Genomic DNA, 17,641 nt, shown 5'->3' on the forward strand with positions numbered 1-17,641 from the left:
GGGACGCGCGCAATCGGGTTTGGCGCGGGAGGCGCCTCAATCCGGGACAGCGAGGCGTATTGGCACCTCATTTCCCCTCCCTGCAAGGGAGGGGCGCTCCATGGCCAAAATGTCGACCCGCCCAGTCCCTCAAATGGCGAGCGATCTCAGCGCAGCGGCTTTCCGCTGTCCTTCCACTTGTCGAGTATCTGCGAATCGTCGGACCAGGCCGCGGTGGGCGTGCCGCTCTCGGCATAAGCGGGCTGGATCGCCGTGGCGGGCGCGGCAGCGGCTACGGGTTGCGGCACGGGCGCCGGCGGGGACACCGTCGCGGCGACCGTGGTCGCGACGGCGGCATGCGGCGCGGGGAGCGGCTCGCCGCCCTGATAGACCTGGCGGAAGGCGGCCGCCATGCCCCACCAGCCCTTCCAGCGGTGGAAGAAATGCGCGCCGTAGACGCCGGTCATCACGAGGCCGCGGTTCCACGAAGGCGTGACGGCATAGGTGTGGTAATGCGTAGCCATGCCGACCGGCGCGAACACGCTGCCGGCCAGCGCCGCCTCGGCGACGCGCGCGGCGCGCTCCCAGGCGCTGCGCGACGGGATCCGCGCCATCGCGCCGTCGCAGGCGAAGCTGAACTGGCAGCCGCGCTTTTCCGAGCCCTGGAAGACCACGCCGCAGACGGTGGCGGGGAAAGCGGGGTGGCGCACGCGGTTGAGCACCACCTGCGCGACCGCGCGCTGGCCGTCGCCGGGCTCGCTCGCCGCTTCGTAATAGATCGCGGTGGTCAGGCACTGGAGCGCGCGGGCGTGATCCACGGCGCTCCCGGCGACGCGGAAGGGTGCGGCGGGCTGGATCGACGAATCGATCACCGCATTTTCGGGCACGGGCAGGTCGGGCAGCGCGGTCGTGCCGGTGGTGCCGTGTGCCGCGGCGGCCTCGTCGGAGACCGCGGTGTAATAGGCCGCGCCGGGGAAATGGTCGTCGGCCTCATATCCCGTGGCGGTGGCCTTGGCGGCGGGCGTCGCCGCTTCCGGTCCGAAGGCCTGGGCCGAGAATCCGGCGCCGATCAGCGAGACGATCGCCGCCGCCGCCATCCCGCGCGCCTGCACTCGAGTGAACCGCCGCCAGAACAAATCGCCTGCCCCATGCGAGCCCCAGGGGCTCGGAAGGCGCTCCCTATATCGGCTAATCGTAAACGCCGCCCCCCCGGATTCCCTGCCGTCCCGGGGCGGAACACAAGATGGTTAAGTTAGGGGCTCGCCGCGATAGGCGGCGCGGAAGGCGTTGGCGAAGCTCGTCAGGCGGCCTTCGTCGATCGCCGCGCGGAGGTCGGCCATCAATTGCTGGTAGAACCAGAGATTATGCTCGGTCATCAGCATCGCGCCCAGGATCTCGCCCGCGCGGACGAGATGGTGGACATAGGCGCGGCTCCAGCCCGCGCAGGTCGGGCAGGCGCAGCTCGGGTCGAGCGGGCCCTGGTCCTCGGCGAACTTCGCGTTGCGGATGTTGATCGGCCCGGCGCGGGTGAAGGCCTGGCCGGTGCGGCCCGAGCGGGTGGGGAGAACGCAATCGAACATGTCGATCCCGCGCTCGACCGCGCCGACCACGTCGTCGGGTTTGCCCACCCCCATCAGGTAGCGCGGCTTGGCGGCGTCGAGTTGGCCCGGGGCGTAATCGAGCACCCCGAACATCGCCTCCTGCCCCTCGCCGACCGCGAGGCCGCCGATTGCATAGCCATGGAAGCCGATATGCTTGAGCGCGTCGGCCGATGCCTTGCGCAGCCCCTCGTCGAGCGCGCCCTGCTGGATGCCGAAGATCGCATTGCCCTCGGCATGCGCGCCGCCGGCATCGAAGCCGTCGCGGCTGCGCTTCGCCCAGCGCATCGAGCGCTCCATCGCCGCGGCCTGGACCTCGCGGGTCGAAGTGGTGGGGACGAGCTCGTCGAACGCCATGACGATGTTCGAGCCCAGCAGCCGCTGGATCTCCATCGAGCGCTCGGGGCTGAGCATATGGCGCGAGCCGTCGAGATGCGACTTGAAGACGATGCCTTCCTCGCTGCGCTTGGTCAATTCGGACAGGCTCATCACCTGGTAGCCGCCCGAATCGGTGAGGATCGGCCGGTCCCAGCCCATGAATTTGTGCAGCCCGCCCAGCCGCGCGACGCGCTCGGCGCTGGGGCGGAGCATCAGGTGATAGGTGTTGCCGAGCAGGATGTCGGCGCCCGATGCGCGCACGTCCTGCGGCTTGACCGCCTTTACGGTGGCGGCGGTGCCGACCGGCATGAAGGCAGGCGTGCGGATCTCGCCGCGCTGCATCGCGATCGTGCCGAGCCGCGCCTTGCCGTCGGTGGCGTGGATGGTGAACTGGAAACGGGGCATGGACGTTGCCCTTTGCTGGTCGAAGGCGAATAGGCAACAAAATCCTCCCCCGCCAGGGGGAGGTGGCGCGCGCAGCGCGTCGGAGGGGGCGGAAGCACATCGATAGTGAGTCGCTGTCCTCCCCCTCCGTCGCCTTCGGCGCCACCTCCCCCTGGCGGGGGAGGATTTTGAGGAGCGATCATGCCCGACAAGACGACCGACAAGCTGCGCGAGACGGCGGCGCGGCCGAAGCCAGAAGCAAAGGCGAAGCCCAAGTCGCGCTTCAAGGTGAAGGTCGCGAACCTGCTCGCCGGATTGCCCGCGGCGAAGCGCGCCGAGGCCTTCACCGAACTGCTCGCGCGTCCCGGCATCCGCATCGAGCGGATCGTGTCGCGCGGGCAGGCGACGCCCGCGGACGAACCGATGGTGCAGGCGCAGGACGAATGGGTGCTGCTCCTCGAAGGCGCGGCGGGGCTCAGGATCGAGGATTCACGCGAAGTCGAGCTGCGCGCGGGCGACCATGTCTGGATCGCGCGGGGGCAGAAGCATTGGGTGACCTGGACCGCGAGGGATCGCCCGACCGTGTGGCTTGCGGTGCATCTCGATTGAGGCGCGGCTGTGACACCACGACTATTATCGTCATCCCCGCGAAAGCGGGGATCCATCTCCCAAGCGAGCAGCAAATTGCGCCGGTGCGTTCGTGGATGGAGTCGGAGATGGGTCCCCGCTTTCGCGGGGATGACGAAGGAGGGGCCAGGTTATTGGCTTAGGAGGGGCTAACGTTACCCCCGATGCGCCGCGACATAATCGAGTATGTCCTGCGGTTCGCGGAACAGGGTGTCGGGCGCGTGCGCGGTGAGCACCGCCTCGCTGGCATAGCCCCACAGCACCGCGCCGGCGCGCATGCCCACCTCGCGGGCGGCGTCGATGTCGCGCGTCTCGTCGCCGATCGCCAGCGCCGCGGTGGCGGCGATCCCCATCTTCTTGAGGACGCGGCGGAACTTGGGCGCCTTGCCGAACAGCGACGATCCGCAGGCGTAGAAATCGATCCGCGCGGCGTGCTGCTCGCCCAGGATCTTGCGCGCATTGGCTTCGGAGTTCGAGGTCACCAGCGCGATCTTCACGCCGGTGTCCGCCAGCCGCTCGAGCAGATCGGGGGTGCCGGGGAAGAGCTCGATCTGGTGCGCGTTGCGACCGACCAGCTTGCGCAGGTGGCGTGCGATCAGCGGCATCTTCCAGCGCGAGATGCCAAGGAAGTTGATCACTTCGCGCGAGCTGCGGTGGCGCAGCATCTCGACTTCGTCGGGCTGGACCGTGCGGAAGCGGAATTTCCGGGCGAGCTCGTCGACCACCGACAGGAACCAGTCGCCGCTGTCCGACAGCGTGCCGTCGAAATCGAAGATCACCAGCCGGATCGGCACGCCGCCCTCGCGCCCCGCGGGCAAAGCGTCAGCCATGTGCGCGTCCGTGCATCCGGCACTCGGCTCCTTCGCCCAGCTCGATCTGGACCGTGGTGTGATCGATGCGGAAATCGTGCGCCAAACGATGCTGCAGGTCCATCAGGAACGCATCGCCGGGATGGCCGCCGGGCATGACGAGATGCGCGGTGAGCGCGGCCTCGGTGGTGCTCATCGGCCAGATGTGGAGATCGTGGACGCGCGCCACGCCGGGCAGCTCGGCGAGCGCCCGCTCGACCGCATCGGCATCGATCCCCTCGGGCACCGCCTGGAGCACCATGGTGAGCGATTCGCGCGCCAGCCCCCAGGCGCTCCACAGGATCACCACGACGATGGCCAGGCTGATCGCCGGATCGATCCATCCCGCGCCGGTCAGCAGGATCAGCCCGCCGCCGATCACCACGCCCGCGGAGACCGCGGCGTCGGCCGCCATGTGGAGATAGGCGCCGCGGATGTTGATGTCGCCCTTGCGCCCGCGCGCGAACAGCAGGGCGGTCGAGAGGTTCACGACGATGCCGGCCGCCGCGACGATCATCACCGTGCCGCCATGGATCGCGGGCGGATCGGCGAAGCGCTGGATCGCCTCCCAGCCGATCGCGCCGACCGCGACGAGGAGCAGCACCGAATTGGTGAGCGCGGCGAGGATCGAGCTGCCGCGAAGGCCGTAGGTGAAGCGCTTCGACACTGGGCGCTTGGCGAGCTCGGCACCGCCCCAGGCGACGAGCAGCCCGAGCACGTCGGAGAGATTGTGCCCGGCATCGGCGAGCAGGGCGACCGAATCCGTCAGGAACCCCGCAGTCCCCTCGACCAGGACGAAGCCGAGGTTGAGGATCGTGCCGATGGCGAAGGCGCGGCCGAAATCGGCCGGGCCATGCGAATGGTGGTCGTGGTCGTGATGTCCCGCCATTTGATGCGGTTTAGCCGCGCATGCGCATGAGATGCTAGGGGCCCCGGACCTCAATTGCGACGGGGCTTGGGGGCGGCCTCCATGGGCCGTCCGCGCCGGTCGCGGTCGAACATCTGCGGGCGCAGCGTCAGCAGCTCCTTGCGCGTGATCGTGCCGTCCTTGTCGGCATCGAATCGCGCGAAGAGCAGGGCGAAACGCGCGTCGAGCTCGTCCCAGGTGATGCGGTTGTCGCCGTCGCGATCGGTCTCGAAGGGGCTGGGCAGCGTGTTGCGGTCGCCGAGCCAGCGTTCGGACCAGTCGGAAAAGGCGATATAGCCGAGCGCGCCGGTCTTGCGCGTGTCGATGCTGTCGAAGCTCTGCCGCAGCCCCGCCTCGAACTCGGCGCGGCTGACCCTGGCGTCGCCGTCGCGGTCGAACGCGGCGATCATCATCCCCACCGGCTCGACCATCACCGTCGCGGCGGGCTGCTGCGGGCCGGGGAACACCGGCGCGACTTGGACCTGCTGGGCGAATGCGGGGCCGGCGACGCATGCGGCGAGCAGCAGCGGGAACAGGCGCATCATCGTCCTTTCGTCACGGCAGCAACAGGCTGGCGTCGCCATAGCTATAGAAACGGTAGTTCGTGGCAATGGCATGGGCATAGGCCGCCTGCATCCGCTCCAGCCCCATCAATGCCGAGACCAGCATGAACAGGGTCGAGCGCGGCAGATGGAAATTGGTGACCAGCCCGTCGACGCCCTTGAAGCGATAGCCGGGAGTGATGAAGATCGCGGTGTCGCCTTCGAAAGGACGGATGGTGCCGTCCGCGTCGGCCGCGCTCTCGATCAGGCGCAGGCTGGTGGTGCCGACCGCGATCACGCGCCCGCCCGCGGCGCGGACCGCGTTGAGCCGGTCGGCGGTGGGCTGGTCGATCCGGCCCCATTCGGCGTGCATCCGGTGCTCGGCCGTGTCCTCGGCCTTGACCGGCAGGAAGGTCCCCGCGCCGACATGGAGCGTCAGCGTGGCATGGCCGATGCCGGCGGCGTCCAGCGCGGCGAGCAGCCCGGGCGTGAAATGAAGCGCGGCGGTAGGGGCGGCCACGGCGCCCGGCTCGCTCGCGAACATCGTCTGGTAATCCTGGGCGTCGCGCGCGTCGGTGGGGCGCTTCGAGGCGATATAGGGCGGCAGCGGCATCCGGCCGCAGCGTTCGAGGAGCAATTCCACCGGCTCGTCGCCGGCGAAATCGAGCGCGAAGCTGCCGTCCTCGGCGCGGTCCGAGGCGCGCGCGGTCACGCCCTGGCCGAAATCGACGCTGTCGCCCTCGCGCAGCCGCTTTGCGTTGCGGATGAAGGCGCGCCAGCGGCGCGGCCCCTCGCGCTTGTGGAGCGTCGCGCCGATGCGCGCCTCTCCCCGCAGCCCCTCGAGCTGGGCGGGGATGACGCGGGTGTCGTTGAACACGAGCAGGTCGCCCGGGCGCAGGAACTGCGGCAGGTCGGCTACGCTCGCGTCACGCGTCTCCGCGCCGTCGAGCACGAGCAATCGCGCGGTATCGCGCGGCGCCGCCGGGCGGAGCGCGATCCGCTCGGGCGGGAGCTCGAAATCGAAAAGGTCGACGTTCACTTATTGGGGCAGCGTGACCTTGGTCTCGCCCTCCGGCAGTGCCGGCGCGGCGACCGGGGCGGCCTGATAGGGCGGCGGATTGTCCGCGGCGATATAGGCGTGGACGATCCGCGTGGGGTTGGCGGGCGGCTCGCCGCGCTCGATCTTGTCGACCCATTGCATGCCTTCGACCACGCGGCCGAACACGGTGTAGTTCTGGTCGAAGCCGAGGCGCGGGCCGAACATGATGAAGAACTGGCTGTTGGCGCTGTTCGGATCCTGGGTGCGCGCGGCGGAGACGGCACCGCGGACGTGCGGCAGGTTGTTGAACTCGGCGGGCACGTCGGGAAGGTCGGACTCGCCGGTGCCGGTGCCGGTCGGGTCGCCACCCTGCGCCATGTTCTCGGGGCCGTCGATCACGCGGTGGAAGACGATGCCGTCATAGAATTTGCGGCGGGTGAGCGTCTTGACCTGCGCGACCATCTTGGGCGCGACGTCGGGGCGCAGCCGGATCGCGACACGGCCGCCGCTGGAGAGATCGAGGACCCAGGTATTCTCGGGATCGGCGGGCAGCGCGCCGGTCACGCCGCGATTGATGTCCACGCCGACGCCCTTCAGCGTCTCGACTTCGGGCTTGGCGGCGGGCCCCTTCTGGGCGGCGGCGGGCAGGGCAAGCAACAGGGCGGCACCAGCGGCCAGGACGGCAACGAAACGCATCAACTTCCCCACTCGGAATTCTTGTCGGCAGAGGGTCTAGAGCAACTCTGTGGCGGCGGAAAGGCCGCGACTCAGCTGCCCTTGCGGCCGAGCTCGCTCACCCGGCGGGCGACGTCGGCCTCGACCGCGGGGCTGACGAACTTGCGGATCGCGCCGCCATAGAGCGCGATCTCCTTGACCAGGCGCGACGCGATCGGCTGGAGCGATACGTCGGCCATCAGGAAGACCGTCTCGATGCGGTCGTTCAATTGCTGGTTCATGCCCGCCATCTGATATTCATACTCGAAGTCGGCGACCGCGCGCAGGCCGCGGACGATCATGCTCGCGCCTTCGCGCTCGGCGAAGTCCATCAGCAGCGAATCGAAGCTGACGACATGGATCTCGCCTTCGATCCCCGCGGTCTCGCGCTTCACCATCTCCATCCGCTCGTCGACCGAGAACATCGGCGACTTGGAGGGATTGGTGGTCACCCCGATCACCAGCCGGTCGACCAGCTTGGCGCCGCGGCGAATGATGTCCATATGGCCGCGGGTGATCGGATCGAAGGTGCCGGGATAGACGCCGGTGCGGATCATGCGTTTCAGTCCTGAACATCACCCCCGTGAAGCGGGGCCATCACGTGCCTTCTCAGCACAATCCATGGGATATGTCGAAGGGGTGAGGGTGCGTTGCTGCGATGGAGTGGGAAGAGGGTCTTTCACACAAAGGCACGAAGGCACGAAGAAGTTTTGCGCGCAGAGGCGCGGAGGACGCAGAGGTGTCTCGCGCGGCTTCGCCAGCAGCCCTCAACCACCGCCCCAAGGGGTGAATGCGCTACGCGCGTCCAGTTCTCTGCGTCCTCTGCGCCTCTGCGCGAACCACCCTTGCTTCTTCGCGCCTTGTAAAAATCCTCATCGGTCCCTCTCGAGCGTGTAGCGGGCGATATCGCGGAGCAGATCGGCCTCCATGCCATAGGGCTTGAGATGGGCGATCGCCTGGTCGACGAGCAAGCGGGCCTGTTCGCGGGCGCGGTCCAGGCCGAGCAGGGTGAGGAAGGTCTCCTTGCCGCGCGCCTCGTCCTTGCGCAGCCGCTTTCCGGCGAGCGTCTCGTCGCCCTCGGCATCCAGAATGTCGTCGGCGATCTGGAAGGCGAGGCCGATGTCGCGGGCATAGCCGCGCAGCCCGGTGCGACCCTCGGGCGGCACGCGGCCGAGGATCGCGCCGCTCTCGACCGCGCAGGAGATCAGCGCGCCGGTCTTCATCGCCTGGAGCCGGGTGACGGTGGACAGGTCGAAGCTCGCTTTCTCGGCCTTGAGGTCCATCATCTGGCCGCCCGCCATGCCCGCCGGGCCCGAGGCGTGGGCGAGCGCGCCGACCAGTTCGATGCGCACGAACGGGTCGGGATGCGTGGCCTCGGCGGCGAGGATCTCGAAAGCGAGCGCGTGGAGGCAATCGCCCGCCAGGATCGCGGTCGCCTCGTCGAACGCCTTGTGCACCGTGGGCTTGCCGCGGCGCATGTCGTCATCGTCCATCGCCGGCAGGTCGTCATGGATCAGCGAATAGACATGGATCGATTCGAGCGCGGTCGCGACCCGCGCGACGGCGTGGCGGTCGACCCCGAAGAGCCGCGCGGTGCCGAAGACGAGCAAGGGTCGGAGCCGCTTGCCGCCGCCGATCGCGGCATGGCGCATCGCGCGATAGAGCCCCTCGCGCGGATCGTCGGGGATCGCGAGCAGCAAGTCGAACTGGCGATCGATCTCGGTGGAAACCTGCCGGAGCGCCGACTGGAGCGCGAGGGACGCATCGGCCACGCTCGCCACCCGGTCAGCCGGCGGCGAAGGGCGTGGTGCCGGTGGGGCGGCCCTGCGCGTCGGTGCGGATCGCCTCGATCCGCGCCTGCGCCGCGTCGAGCCGCGCGGCGCATTGGCGGCGGAGCTGGTCGCCGCGCTCGTACAGGTCGATCGCCTCCTGGAGCTGGGCGTCGCCGCTCTCGAGCCGGGTGACGATCCGCTCGAGTTCCCTGAGGGCCGCCTCGAACGAGAGCTCCGAGATTTGCGGTTCGTCTGCCATGCGCCCGCTATGCGGCAGGGCGGGCGGGGATTGCAACAACCTACTCCCCTCCCTTTACTCCCCTCCCTGCAAGGGAGGGGCAGGGGGTGGGTGGCGAGCGTAGCGAGCCCTTCCTACGTTCTCCTCGAACGCGCCGGTCGGGGCATCGAGCCCCGCCCGGCGCCACCCACCCCTAACCCCTCCCTTGCAGGGAGGGGAACAGGAAAGGACAGGCGCGCATGTTCACGAGCATCAATCCAGCGACCGGCGAGGCCGGCGAGAGCTTCGAGGAGCTCGATGCGGACGGAATCGAGCTGGCGCTCACCCGCGCGCAGACCTGCTTCCGGGCGTGGCGCAATGCGCCGCTCGAGCAGCGCACCGCCCTGCTCGGGCGAATCGCCGACCAATGGGAGACGAACAAGCAGCACCTCGCCGAGATGGCGGTGCGCGAGATGGGCAAGACGATCACCGCCGGGATCGCGGAGGTGGAGAAGTGCATCTCGGGCTTCCGGCACTATGCCGAGCATGGCCCGGCCTATCTGAAGCCGACCGAAGTGACGACGCCCGGCGGCCGCGCGGTGGCGCGCTGGCTGCCGATGGGGCCGGTGCTCGCGGTGATGCCGTGGAACTTCCCCTATTGGCAGGTGGTGCGCTTCCTCGCGCCGACGATCATGGCGGGCAATGTCGCGCTGCTGAAGCACGCGTCGAGCGTGCAGGGCTGCGGCGCGCTGATGCAGCAATTGGCGAGCGCGGCGGGGGCGCCCGACGGGCTGTTCCAGAACCTCGCGATCAAGTCCGACAAGGTCTCGGGCATCATCGCCGATCCGCGCGTGGTGGCGGTGACGCTGACCGGCAGCGAAGGCGCGGGTGCGCATGTCGCGCAGGCGGCGGGCAAGGCGCTCAAGAAGGTGGTGCTCGAGCTCGGCGGCTCGGACCCGCTGATCGTGATGCCCTCGGCCGATCTCGACGCGGCGGCGAAGACGGCGGTCACCGCGCGGGTGCAGAATGCCGGGCAGAGCTGCATCTGCGCCAAGAGGATGATCGTCCATGCGGAGGTGTACGACGCGTTCCTCGAGAAGTTCTCGGCCGGCATGAAGGCGGTGAAGATCGGCGACCCGATGGATGCGGAGACGGTGATGGGGCCGCTTTCGAGCGTGCAGCAGCGCGATACGGTGCTCGACCAGGTCGCGCGCGCCACGGCGGCGGGGGCGACCCTGCTGCTCGGCGCCGAGAAGATCGACCGCGAGGGCGCCTGGATGACCCCCGGCGTGCTGGTCGATCTCGATCCGGAGAGCCCTGTCGCCAAGGAGGAGATCTTCGGGCCGGTGGCGGCGGTCTACAAGGCGCGGGACATCGACGAGGCGATCGCGCTGGCGAACGACGTGCCCTACGGGCTCGGCTCGGCGGTGTGGACGCAGGACGAGGCCGAGATCGAGCGCTTCGCGCGCGACGTCCAGTCGGGGATGACCGCGGTCAATTCCCTGCTCGCCTCGACGCCGGCGGCGCCGTTCGGGGGCGTGAAGCTGTCCGGGCATGGGCGCGAGCTCGGCCCCTGGGGGATGCACGAGTTCATGAACCTGAAGGCGGTGATGTACGGGAAGGACGTGCAGGCGGGGGATTAGCTCATAGCCCCTCCCCTTCAGGGGAGGGGCTGGGGGTGGGGGAAGTCTCACCGAGACCGCTCGCCCCGCGGACAGGCCCCACCCCAACCCCTCCCCTGAAGGGGAGGGGCTTTGCTGGCATCACCGCACCACGAACTTGCCCGTCATGCCGAAGCCGGCGTGCAGGAAATGGGTGCATTTGATCGGATAGGTGCCGGGGGCGGGCGCGACGAAGCGGATGTCGGCGCTCTCGCCGCCCGCGAGCTCGATCTTGCCGCCCTTCAGCCGCGCGCGCTCCGCCGCGGGCATCGTCGCGGCGGCGAAGAAGGCCCTGGCCGCGAAGCTGTGGCCGCCGCGGCTCGACAGATGCAGGACATAGGGCTGGCCGTGGACGAGCTGGATCGTCGCGGGGGTGAAGCGGAAGTTCGAAAGCGCGACCTCGATGCGCTGCTCGGCGGGCGCGGCGGCGGTGACGAGCAAGGCGAGTATCGGGGCGGCGAGATGGGGAAGCGGCATGGCGACCTCCTGGGGCCGCCAGCCTAGGCTTGCGAGGAGGAGGCCGCAACTATCCTCCCCGTTCCGGGGAGGATCTAGGGGGCAGTGACTTCGGCCAACAGGTCCTTGCGGCTCAATTTGCCGATCATCGTCTTGGGCAGGCTCTCGCGGATCACGACTTCCGAGACGCGCTCGTGCTTGCCGAGCTGGCCGTTGAGCCAGAGGCAGAGCTCGGGCCCCGAGACTTCGTCCGCTTCCTCGTCGAGCACGACATAAGCGTGGGGGAGCTCGCCATGATAGGCGTCGGGGAGCCCGAGCACGAGCGCCTCCTTCACTGCCGGGTGGCGATAGAGCACCGCCTCGATCTGGCTCGGGAAGACCTTGAAGCCGCCCACCGCGATCATGTCCTTCAGCCGGTCGACGATGCGGATATAGCCGTCCTCGTCGATCGTGCCGACGTCGCCGGTGCGCAGCCAGTGCCCGTCCACGAAGACCTGGGCGTCGGCATCGGGGCGGTTCCAATAGCCCTTCATGATCTGCGGGCCCGAGACGACGATCTCGCCGGGCTCGCCCGGGGGCGGCGGGCGCGTGGGATCCTCCTTGTCGACCAGGCGGACGCGCGTGCCGGCGAGCGGCTGGCCGATCGTGCCGGGCTTGTTGAGCCCTTCATAGGGATTGGTCGAGACGACGCCCGAGCTTTCGGACAGGCCATAGCCCTCGATCACGCGGGCGCCGGTGACGCGCTCCCACTCCTCCTTGAGCTGGGCCGGCAGCGGCGCGCCGCCCGAGATGCAGAATTTGAGCGAGCTGAAATCGTCGGGCTTCATCCCAGGCGCGTCGAGCAGCGCCTGGTACATGGTCGGCACGCCGGGCAGCGAGCGCGGACGGGTGCGGCGGAGCTCGGCGAGCGCCTGCTTGGCGTTGAAGCGCGGCAGCATCACGATCTCGCCGCCGGTGAGCACGGTGCGGTTGAGCACGCAGGTATTGGCGAAGACGTGGAAGAAGGGGAGCACGCCGAGGATCGTATCCTGGCGCTTGCCCATCTCGGGATCGAGCCGCGCCACCTGGCGGGCATTGGCCGAGAGATTCTGGTGGGTGAGCACCGCGCCCTTCGGCGTGCCGGTGGTGCCGCCGGTATATTGGATCAGCGCGACGTCGCTCTCGGGATCGAGGTCGACCCGCTCGCAGCCGCCCCGGTTGGCGATCAGCTGCGAGAAGGCGAGGATGCGCGGATCGTGCGGCCGCGGCGTCACTTCCTTGCCGCGGAACCAGCGATAGAAGAGCGACTTGGCCGGGGGCAGCGCGCCCGCGATCGAGCCGACCACCAGCCGCTCGAGCGCGCTCGCCTCGAGCACCTTGAGCGCGGTGGGCAGCAGCGCCGAGGCCGAGATGGTGAAGAGCAGTTTCGTGCCCGAATCCGCGACCTGCGCCGACAATTCCTCGACCGAATAGAGCGGCGAGAAATTGACCACGGTCGCGCCGAGCATGAGGATGCCGTAATAGGCCGCGACATAATGGGGCACGTTGGGCAGGAAGAGCCCGATCCGGTCGCCGCGGCCATAGCCGAGCGCCTTCAGCCCGCAGGCGACGCGCCGCGCGCCGTCGAGCGTCTCGGCATAGCTGTATTTGCGGCCCATGAAATCGAGCAGGGGCGCCTGCGGATGCTCGGCCGCGCTCGCTTCGAACAGCTCGATCATGGATACGGGCGGGAAGATATCGTCCCACTTGCCGGGGTGTCGGAACGCGGTACGCCAGATGTGTTCGGGATCACTCATTGACATTGGTGTAAGCAAGCCTCGCCCACGGTCAATAGCCGAGCCTCTTGCTCCAGGTGACGAGGACCGAGATCGAGGCGAGGCCGAGGTCGATCACCGCCTGCGCCTGTTGCGGTGCGAGGTCGCCGGGACGGTGGGTGAGGATGCGGATGTCGGCGCGGTGTTCGGGCGAGGCCAAGGCAAGCAGGCCCAGCGCCGCCGCGCCGGCCAGCAGGATCGTTCGGCTACGCTTACCCATGCCATTCCCTCCGCCGTTGACCATAAATCCCGGCCGGGCGGGCGGCAAGCGAATCAGGCGGCTTCGCGCATCGCGTGGCGGACGCGGTCGCGCCCGGCGGACTTGGCGTCGAACAGCGCCGCGTCGGCGATCCGGTAGAGCGCCTTCCAGTCGACTTCGCTGGCGAGCGTGCCGCGGCACGTGCCGATGCTGGCGGTAACCTTGATGTCGAACGGCATCCGCATCTGGCGGAGCCGGTCGAGTACGGCCTCGGGCTCGACGGGCTTCTCGGTGGGGGTGAGGATGGCGAATTCCTCGCCGCCGATCCGCGCGACCAGCGTGCCCTGCGGCACCGAGGTGCGCAGCATCCGGGCGAACACGCGGAGCACCTCGTCGCCGCCGTCATGGCCCAAGGTGTCGTTGACGCGCTTGAAGTGATCGAGATCGATGATCAGCAGCAACTGCTCGCCCTCGCGGCCGATCGCCTGGTGGAGGAAGGCGCGGCGGTTGAGCAGCCCGGTGAGCGGGTCGGTATCGGCGAGGCGGCGCGTCATCACCTCGCGCTCGATCGCCTCGTCGCGCTCGGCGCGCAGCAGCTTGATGCGATAGGCGACCGCGAGCGCCGAGGTGATCGCCTCGACCATCATCGCGAGGATCGTGGAATTGTCGATCCAGAAGCTCCAGGGGAGCAGGTGCAGGTTGACCAGGGTGCGCGCCACCGCGGTGAGGATCGGCGCCCCCCAGCCGAAGGCGAAGAGCCAGAGATAGTTGCTCCGGAGGCGCCATGCCCGCCACAGGGTGGGCGCGACCACGGTGGCGAGGCCGACGAACGAGCAGGTGACGGCCGCGTCGGCGAGGTGGACCCCGAAGGGTGCGGTGAGGAAGAAGAGCAGCCCGATGCCGAGCATCAGGCTGGCAACCACCGTCGAATAGCGCCCGAGCCAGCCGGCGAACACGCGCTCCTCGAAGAAGCTGCGCGCGAAGACCAGGGCCGCGGCGCCGGTCGCGCCGAGCAGCAGATAGTTGACCCGCAGCCGGAAATTGTTGGCGATCTCGGGCCAGGCCCAGGCGAGCGCGCCCGAGGAGGAGAAGGCATAGGCCAGCAGCAGCGCCACCATCAGGCAGTAATGGAGCTGGAAGCGGTGGCGCAGCGCCCCCCAGAGCGCGAGATTGTAGATGATCAGCGCGATGCAGAGCCCGGCGAAGCCCGCATAGAGCGCCGCCATTGCCAGGTTGGCCTGCACGCTCTGGGGCGCGGTGGACAGGCGCGCGCCGAGGAGGATGCCGCGCATGTTGGCCGAGCCCTCGACGTGCCACAGCAGCCGGACGACGTTCGCCGGGCTGCGCGGCAAAGGCTGCTCGACGATCGCGCCGAGCTGGATCAGCGGGGTTACGCCGCGGGCGTCGGTGGCCTGGGTGGCGATGCTGCCGTCGGCGTACAGGACGTGGAGCGTGAGCCCTTCCTGCCACAGGCTCGCCACGCGCATGTTGAGCGGCGCCTCCGCGCGCGAGGGAAGGCCGATGTCCTCGGAGATCGCCCAATAGTCGCCCGGGCCGAGCCGGTGCTGGGCAGTGGTGCAGTCGAAGCGCTCGGGATGCCGGATCAGCGCGGCGGGGTCCACGCCGCCGGAATCGCGCAGGACGCAGACCCGGAGCGGCTTGCCCGCGACGCCGGTCTGCGCCTCGGCCGGGACGCCGCCGAGCAGCGTCATGCCCGCGACGAGCGCGAGCAACATCCTCATGAGACCCCCGACCATGGCCGATAGCTACGGCAGCATGACGAACAACCGGTAAAGATCGGGGGATCTTAGCGGCATTGCATCCTGATTTCCTCTCCCTGTGGGAGAGCGAGGAAGAGAGTTGAACGTCCTCGTTCCCTACCGCGTTGATTTCGCCGCGCCGCCCGCTAGCGTGGCCTGAAAGGGAGAAGCGGATGCACGACATGACGGCGGCAAGAGCGGCCACCAACGACACGCGGCTCGAGGCGGTCGACATCGTGCGGGGGTTCGCGCTGATGGCGCTGTTCCTGGTGCACATGATCGAGAGCTACGAGCTCTACTGGGCCGATCCGCGGCCGGGCCTGATCGCCGACACGGTCTATCTGCTGTTCATGGGCAAGAGCTTCTCGCTGCTCGCGCTCTGCTTCGGCTTCAGCTTCTTCATCCTGATGGACCGCGCGGCGCGGCGCGGGGTGGACTTCACCGCGCGCTTCGCGTGGCGGCTGACGGTGTTGTTCGCGATCGGCTTCCTCCACGCGATGGTCTATCGCGGCGACATCATCCAGTTGCTCGCGGCGGTGGGGTTCCTGCTGCTGATCGCGCATCGCGTGCGGAGCAACCGCGTGCTCGTCGGCGTGGCGGTTTTCTGCTTCCTCAGCCCGCTGCTGCTGATCCAGCTCGCCGCGGCGATCGCGGGGGCCGGCTGGGCCAACCAGCCGCCGAACCATTATTCGGACCCGGCGATGGCGACCTATCTGTCGGGCGGCTTCACCGAATATCTCCGCGCCAATCTGTGGACCGGGCAGCTCCCCAAATGGTGGTTCATGATCGAATCGGGGCGGCTCACCCAGATATTGGGCCTGTACCTGGTGGGGATGGTGCTCGGCCGGATCGGCTTCTTCGCACGGCTGGGCGACTATGCGCTGGCGCGCTGGATCGCCCTGCCGATCGCGGCGGCGGCGGTGCTTTCGCTCTATTTCTTCCGCGACGACCTCGCCACGGCCTTCGTCGCGCAGAACCATGGCGAGGCCGCCAACCGGCTGTTCGGCACGCTGCTCGGCAGCTGGTTCGAGCTGGCGGGGACCGCCTTCTGGGCGCTGGTGCTGCTCGCCTTGGTCCAGAGCCCGGCGCGCGCGCTGCTCCGCCCGCTCGCCGGGGTCGGGCGGACGACGCTGACGCTCTACATCCTTCAGTCGCTGGTGTTCGTGCCGGTCTTCTACGGCTTCGGGCTCGGCCTGCACGACGATTGGGACCAGCGCACCCGGCTGCTCGTCGGGCTCGGCGCGATCGTGGCGCAACTGGCGCTCGCGCATTGGTGGCTGCGGCACTTCCGCTACGGGCCGGTCGAATGGGTGTGGCGCGCGCTTACGTACTGGCGGCGCGACATTCCGTTCCGGGGGAGGGCTGGCGGGTAGGCAATCAGTTTTCCCCTCCCTGCAAGGGAGGGGATAAAGGGGTGGGTAGTGCCGGGCGAGGCTCGATGCCTCGTCCGGCACTTCTTCCCGCCGGCAATGAGTCTTTTTAGGCGCGCAGACGCGCGCACCCACCCCCAACCCCTCCCTTGCAGGGAGGGGCGTGCTTGCCGCCCTATCGACCCACCGTCGTCGCCTGCTTGTGCCGTGGGCGGGGGCGGCGGAACCAGAAGGTCCAGACGGTGAGGGTGCCGAGCATCGCCAAGGCGAGGCCCGACAGCGTCATCACCAGCCGATAGGCGAGCCCGCCGACCTTGGCCGCGTGGAGCGGATAGAGCGTGTTGTACGCCTTCACGACGCCCGGCAGCTGCGAATCGTCGCGATGCGCGATCAGCGCGCCGCTGTCCGCCGCGAACCAGAGCGTGGTCCGGCCGTTGGGCAGCCACTCGCCGGGCTTGCGCATCCTGAGGGTGATCGTCCCGGTCTTGCCGCGAGGGAGCGACAGGCTGCGGATCTCGGCATCGGGATAGAGGGCGCGCGCGGCGACGATCATCCCGCGCCAGTCGAGCCGGTCGGCGAGTGCGACGACGCGCGGCGGGGGCGGCTTCATCGCCTGGTCGATGATCGCGGGCGCCGAGGGGCCGAACACGATCGCAGTGAGCGGCCGGAAGACGAGCATCGCGCCGGTGAGCAGCGACAAAGCGAGCAGTGGGGCGACGACCACGCCGAGGTCGCGGTGCTGCCGGACGATCGCGGGCCGCGACATCCGCGCCGGCCACAGCCGGAAGGCGAAGGTCTTCCGGGTGCGCCACCAGAGGATGACGCCCGAGATCGCGAAGAACAGCCCGATCAGTGCGGCCACGCCGATGATCGTCTCGCCGGTATCGCCGGCGAAGAGATGGTGGTGGAAGTCGAACAGCCAGAGCTCGGGGCGTTCCCACTGGCTGTCCCAGCGCAGCAGGACGTTGCCGGCCTGATCGGCATAGGCGCCGCCGCCCTTCGCCGTCGTCAGCCGGTCGAGCCCGAAATTGGCGCTGGCGAAGGTGAGGCTCTGCGGGTGCGAGGGGTCCGCCATCAGCCGTTCGGCGGCCGCGGCGATCGCTTCGGTCGACTGGACCTGCGCGTCGCCGGCATGCGGGAGCATCACCCAGGCGTCGCGATGCACGAGGATCGCGCCCGACAGGCCCATCAGCGCGAGCAAAAGCCCGACCAGTCCGCCCGTCCAGCGATGGAGGAGGTCGAGCAGCTTCATGCGCTAGGGCCTAGGTCGGATCGACATTCAAATCCTCCCCCGCCAGGGAGTGTTGGGTTGGATTGCCCCCGGCAATCCAAGCCCGTGCCGGGGGCACGGGCGACCCAACACTGTGGCGCCGAAGGCGTCGGAGGGGGAGGTAAGC

At 69.0% G+C, this 17,641-nt stretch carries 18 protein-coding genes; 3 read left to right on the forward strand and 15 right to left on the reverse strand.

What is annotated here, in order from left to right; translation table 11 throughout:
* Nucleotides 1–146: 146 nt before the first annotated feature.
* Entirely contained in the window at nucleotides 147–1,076 is a 930-nt protein-coding gene (locus MT490_RS19090) for a cell wall hydrolase (RefSeq protein WP_297391218.1), read from the reverse strand.
* Nucleotides 1,077–1,226: 150 nt separating this feature from the next.
* Entirely contained in the window at nucleotides 1,227–2,360 is a 1,134-nt protein-coding gene (tgt, locus tag MT490_RS19095) for a tRNA guanosine(34) transglycosylase Tgt (RefSeq protein ID WP_297391220.1), read from the reverse strand.
* A gap of 180 nt (nucleotides 2,361–2,540) precedes the next feature.
* On the opposite strand from tgt, the gene MT490_RS19100 reads away from it, so the two are divergent.
* On the forward strand, nucleotides 2,541–2,948 hold the full coding sequence (locus MT490_RS19100; RefSeq protein WP_297391222.1) for a cupin domain-containing protein: 408 nt from the start codon (nucleotides 2,541–2,543) through the stop codon (nucleotides 2,946–2,948).
* Nucleotides 2,949–3,121: 173 nt separating this feature from the next.
* Here the strand turns inward: MT490_RS19100 and MT490_RS19105 are convergent, their stop codons facing one another.
* The 8 genes from MT490_RS19105 to MT490_RS19140 form a co-directional block, all read right to left on the reverse strand.
* Nucleotides 3,122–3,796, reverse strand: a complete 675-nt coding sequence (locus MT490_RS19105) for an HAD-IA family hydrolase (protein ID WP_297391224.1) — start codon at nucleotides 3,794–3,796, stop codon at nucleotides 3,122–3,124.
* Nucleotides 3,789–4,703 (reverse strand): cation diffusion facilitator family transporter, encoded by a 915-nt coding sequence (locus MT490_RS19110; RefSeq protein ID WP_297391226.1) that lies wholly within the window; start codon nucleotides 4,701–4,703, stop codon nucleotides 3,789–3,791. Before MT490_RS19110 ends, MT490_RS19105 begins: the two co-directional genes overlap by 8 nt.
* 50 nt (nucleotides 4,704–4,753) lie before the next feature.
* Entirely contained in the window at nucleotides 4,754–5,266 is a 513-nt protein-coding gene (locus MT490_RS19115; protein ID WP_363321768.1) for an EF-hand domain-containing protein, read from the reverse strand.
* Between the two features lie 10 nt (nucleotides 5,267–5,276).
* Nucleotides 5,277–6,302 (reverse strand): tRNA preQ1(34) S-adenosylmethionine ribosyltransferase-isomerase QueA, encoded by a 1,026-nt coding sequence (gene queA / locus MT490_RS19120; RefSeq protein WP_297391228.1) that lies wholly within the window; start codon nucleotides 6,300–6,302, stop codon nucleotides 5,277–5,279.
* Nucleotides 6,303–6,998, reverse strand: a complete 696-nt coding sequence (locus tag MT490_RS19125) for a peptidylprolyl isomerase (RefSeq protein WP_297391230.1) — start codon at nucleotides 6,996–6,998, stop codon at nucleotides 6,303–6,305. It abuts the gene before it with no gap.
* Nucleotides 6,999–7,069: 71 nt separating this feature from the next.
* Nucleotides 7,070–7,573, reverse strand: coding sequence for a pantetheine-phosphate adenylyltransferase (gene coaD, locus MT490_RS19130; protein WP_297391232.1), 504 nt, complete (start codon nucleotides 7,571–7,573; stop codon nucleotides 7,070–7,072).
* 315 nt (nucleotides 7,574–7,888) lie between these two features.
* Nucleotides 7,889–8,788: a polyprenyl synthetase family protein gene (locus MT490_RS19135; protein ID WP_297391234.1), complete on the reverse strand. Its 900-nt coding sequence runs from the start codon at nucleotides 8,786–8,788 to the stop codon at nucleotides 7,889–7,891.
* A gap of 13 nt (nucleotides 8,789–8,801) precedes the next feature.
* Nucleotides 8,802–9,047, reverse strand: coding sequence for an exodeoxyribonuclease VII small subunit (locus MT490_RS19140; RefSeq protein WP_297391235.1), 246 nt, complete (start codon nucleotides 9,045–9,047; stop codon nucleotides 8,802–8,804).
* Nucleotides 9,048–9,265: 218 nt separating this feature from the next.
* Between MT490_RS19140 and MT490_RS19145 the strand changes: the two genes are divergently transcribed.
* A complete protein-coding gene (locus MT490_RS19145; protein WP_297391237.1) occupies nucleotides 9,266–10,648 on the forward strand; it encodes an NAD-dependent succinate-semialdehyde dehydrogenase in 1,383 nt (460 codons plus the stop codon).
* Nucleotides 10,649–10,768: 120 nt separating this feature from the next.
* Here the strand turns inward: MT490_RS19145 and MT490_RS19150 are convergent, their stop codons facing one another.
* From MT490_RS19150 to MT490_RS19165, 4 genes are all read right to left on the reverse strand, one after another.
* Nucleotides 10,769–11,143, reverse strand: a complete 375-nt coding sequence (locus MT490_RS19150) for a cupredoxin domain-containing protein (RefSeq protein WP_297391239.1) — start codon at nucleotides 11,141–11,143, stop codon at nucleotides 10,769–10,771.
* 74 nt (nucleotides 11,144–11,217) lie between these two features.
* Nucleotides 11,218–12,897 (reverse strand): AMP-binding protein, encoded by a 1,680-nt coding sequence (locus MT490_RS19155; RefSeq protein WP_297391241.1) that lies wholly within the window; start codon nucleotides 12,895–12,897, stop codon nucleotides 11,218–11,220.
* Between the two features lie 31 nt (nucleotides 12,898–12,928).
* Nucleotides 12,929–13,135 (reverse strand): hypothetical protein, encoded by a 207-nt coding sequence (locus tag MT490_RS19160; RefSeq protein ID WP_297391244.1) that lies wholly within the window; start codon nucleotides 13,133–13,135, stop codon nucleotides 12,929–12,931.
* Nucleotides 13,136–13,188: 53 nt separating this feature from the next.
* Nucleotides 13,189–14,856, reverse strand: a complete 1,668-nt coding sequence (locus tag MT490_RS19165) for a diguanylate cyclase (RefSeq protein WP_297391246.1) — start codon at nucleotides 14,854–14,856, stop codon at nucleotides 13,189–13,191.
* Between the two features lie 200 nt (nucleotides 14,857–15,056).
* Between MT490_RS19165 and MT490_RS19170 the strand changes: the two genes are divergently transcribed.
* Nucleotides 15,057–16,247, forward strand: a complete 1,191-nt coding sequence (locus tag MT490_RS19170) for a DUF418 domain-containing protein (protein ID WP_297391248.1) — start codon at nucleotides 15,057–15,059, stop codon at nucleotides 16,245–16,247.
* Nucleotides 16,248–16,419: 172 nt separating this feature from the next.
* Here MT490_RS19170 and MT490_RS19175 read toward each other — a convergent pair whose 3' ends face one another.
* The gene (locus MT490_RS19175) at nucleotides 16,420–17,496 is read right to left on the reverse strand and encodes a PepSY-associated TM helix domain-containing protein (RefSeq protein WP_297391250.1); all 1,077 of its coding nucleotides are present in this window, start codon (nucleotides 17,494–17,496) and stop codon (nucleotides 16,420–16,422) included.
* Nucleotides 17,497–17,641 lie beyond the last annotated feature (145 nt).

Source organism: Sphingomonas sp. (assembly GCF_026460985.1).
Lineage (GTDB): Bacteria > Pseudomonadota > Alphaproteobacteria > Sphingomonadales > Sphingomonadaceae > Sphingomonas.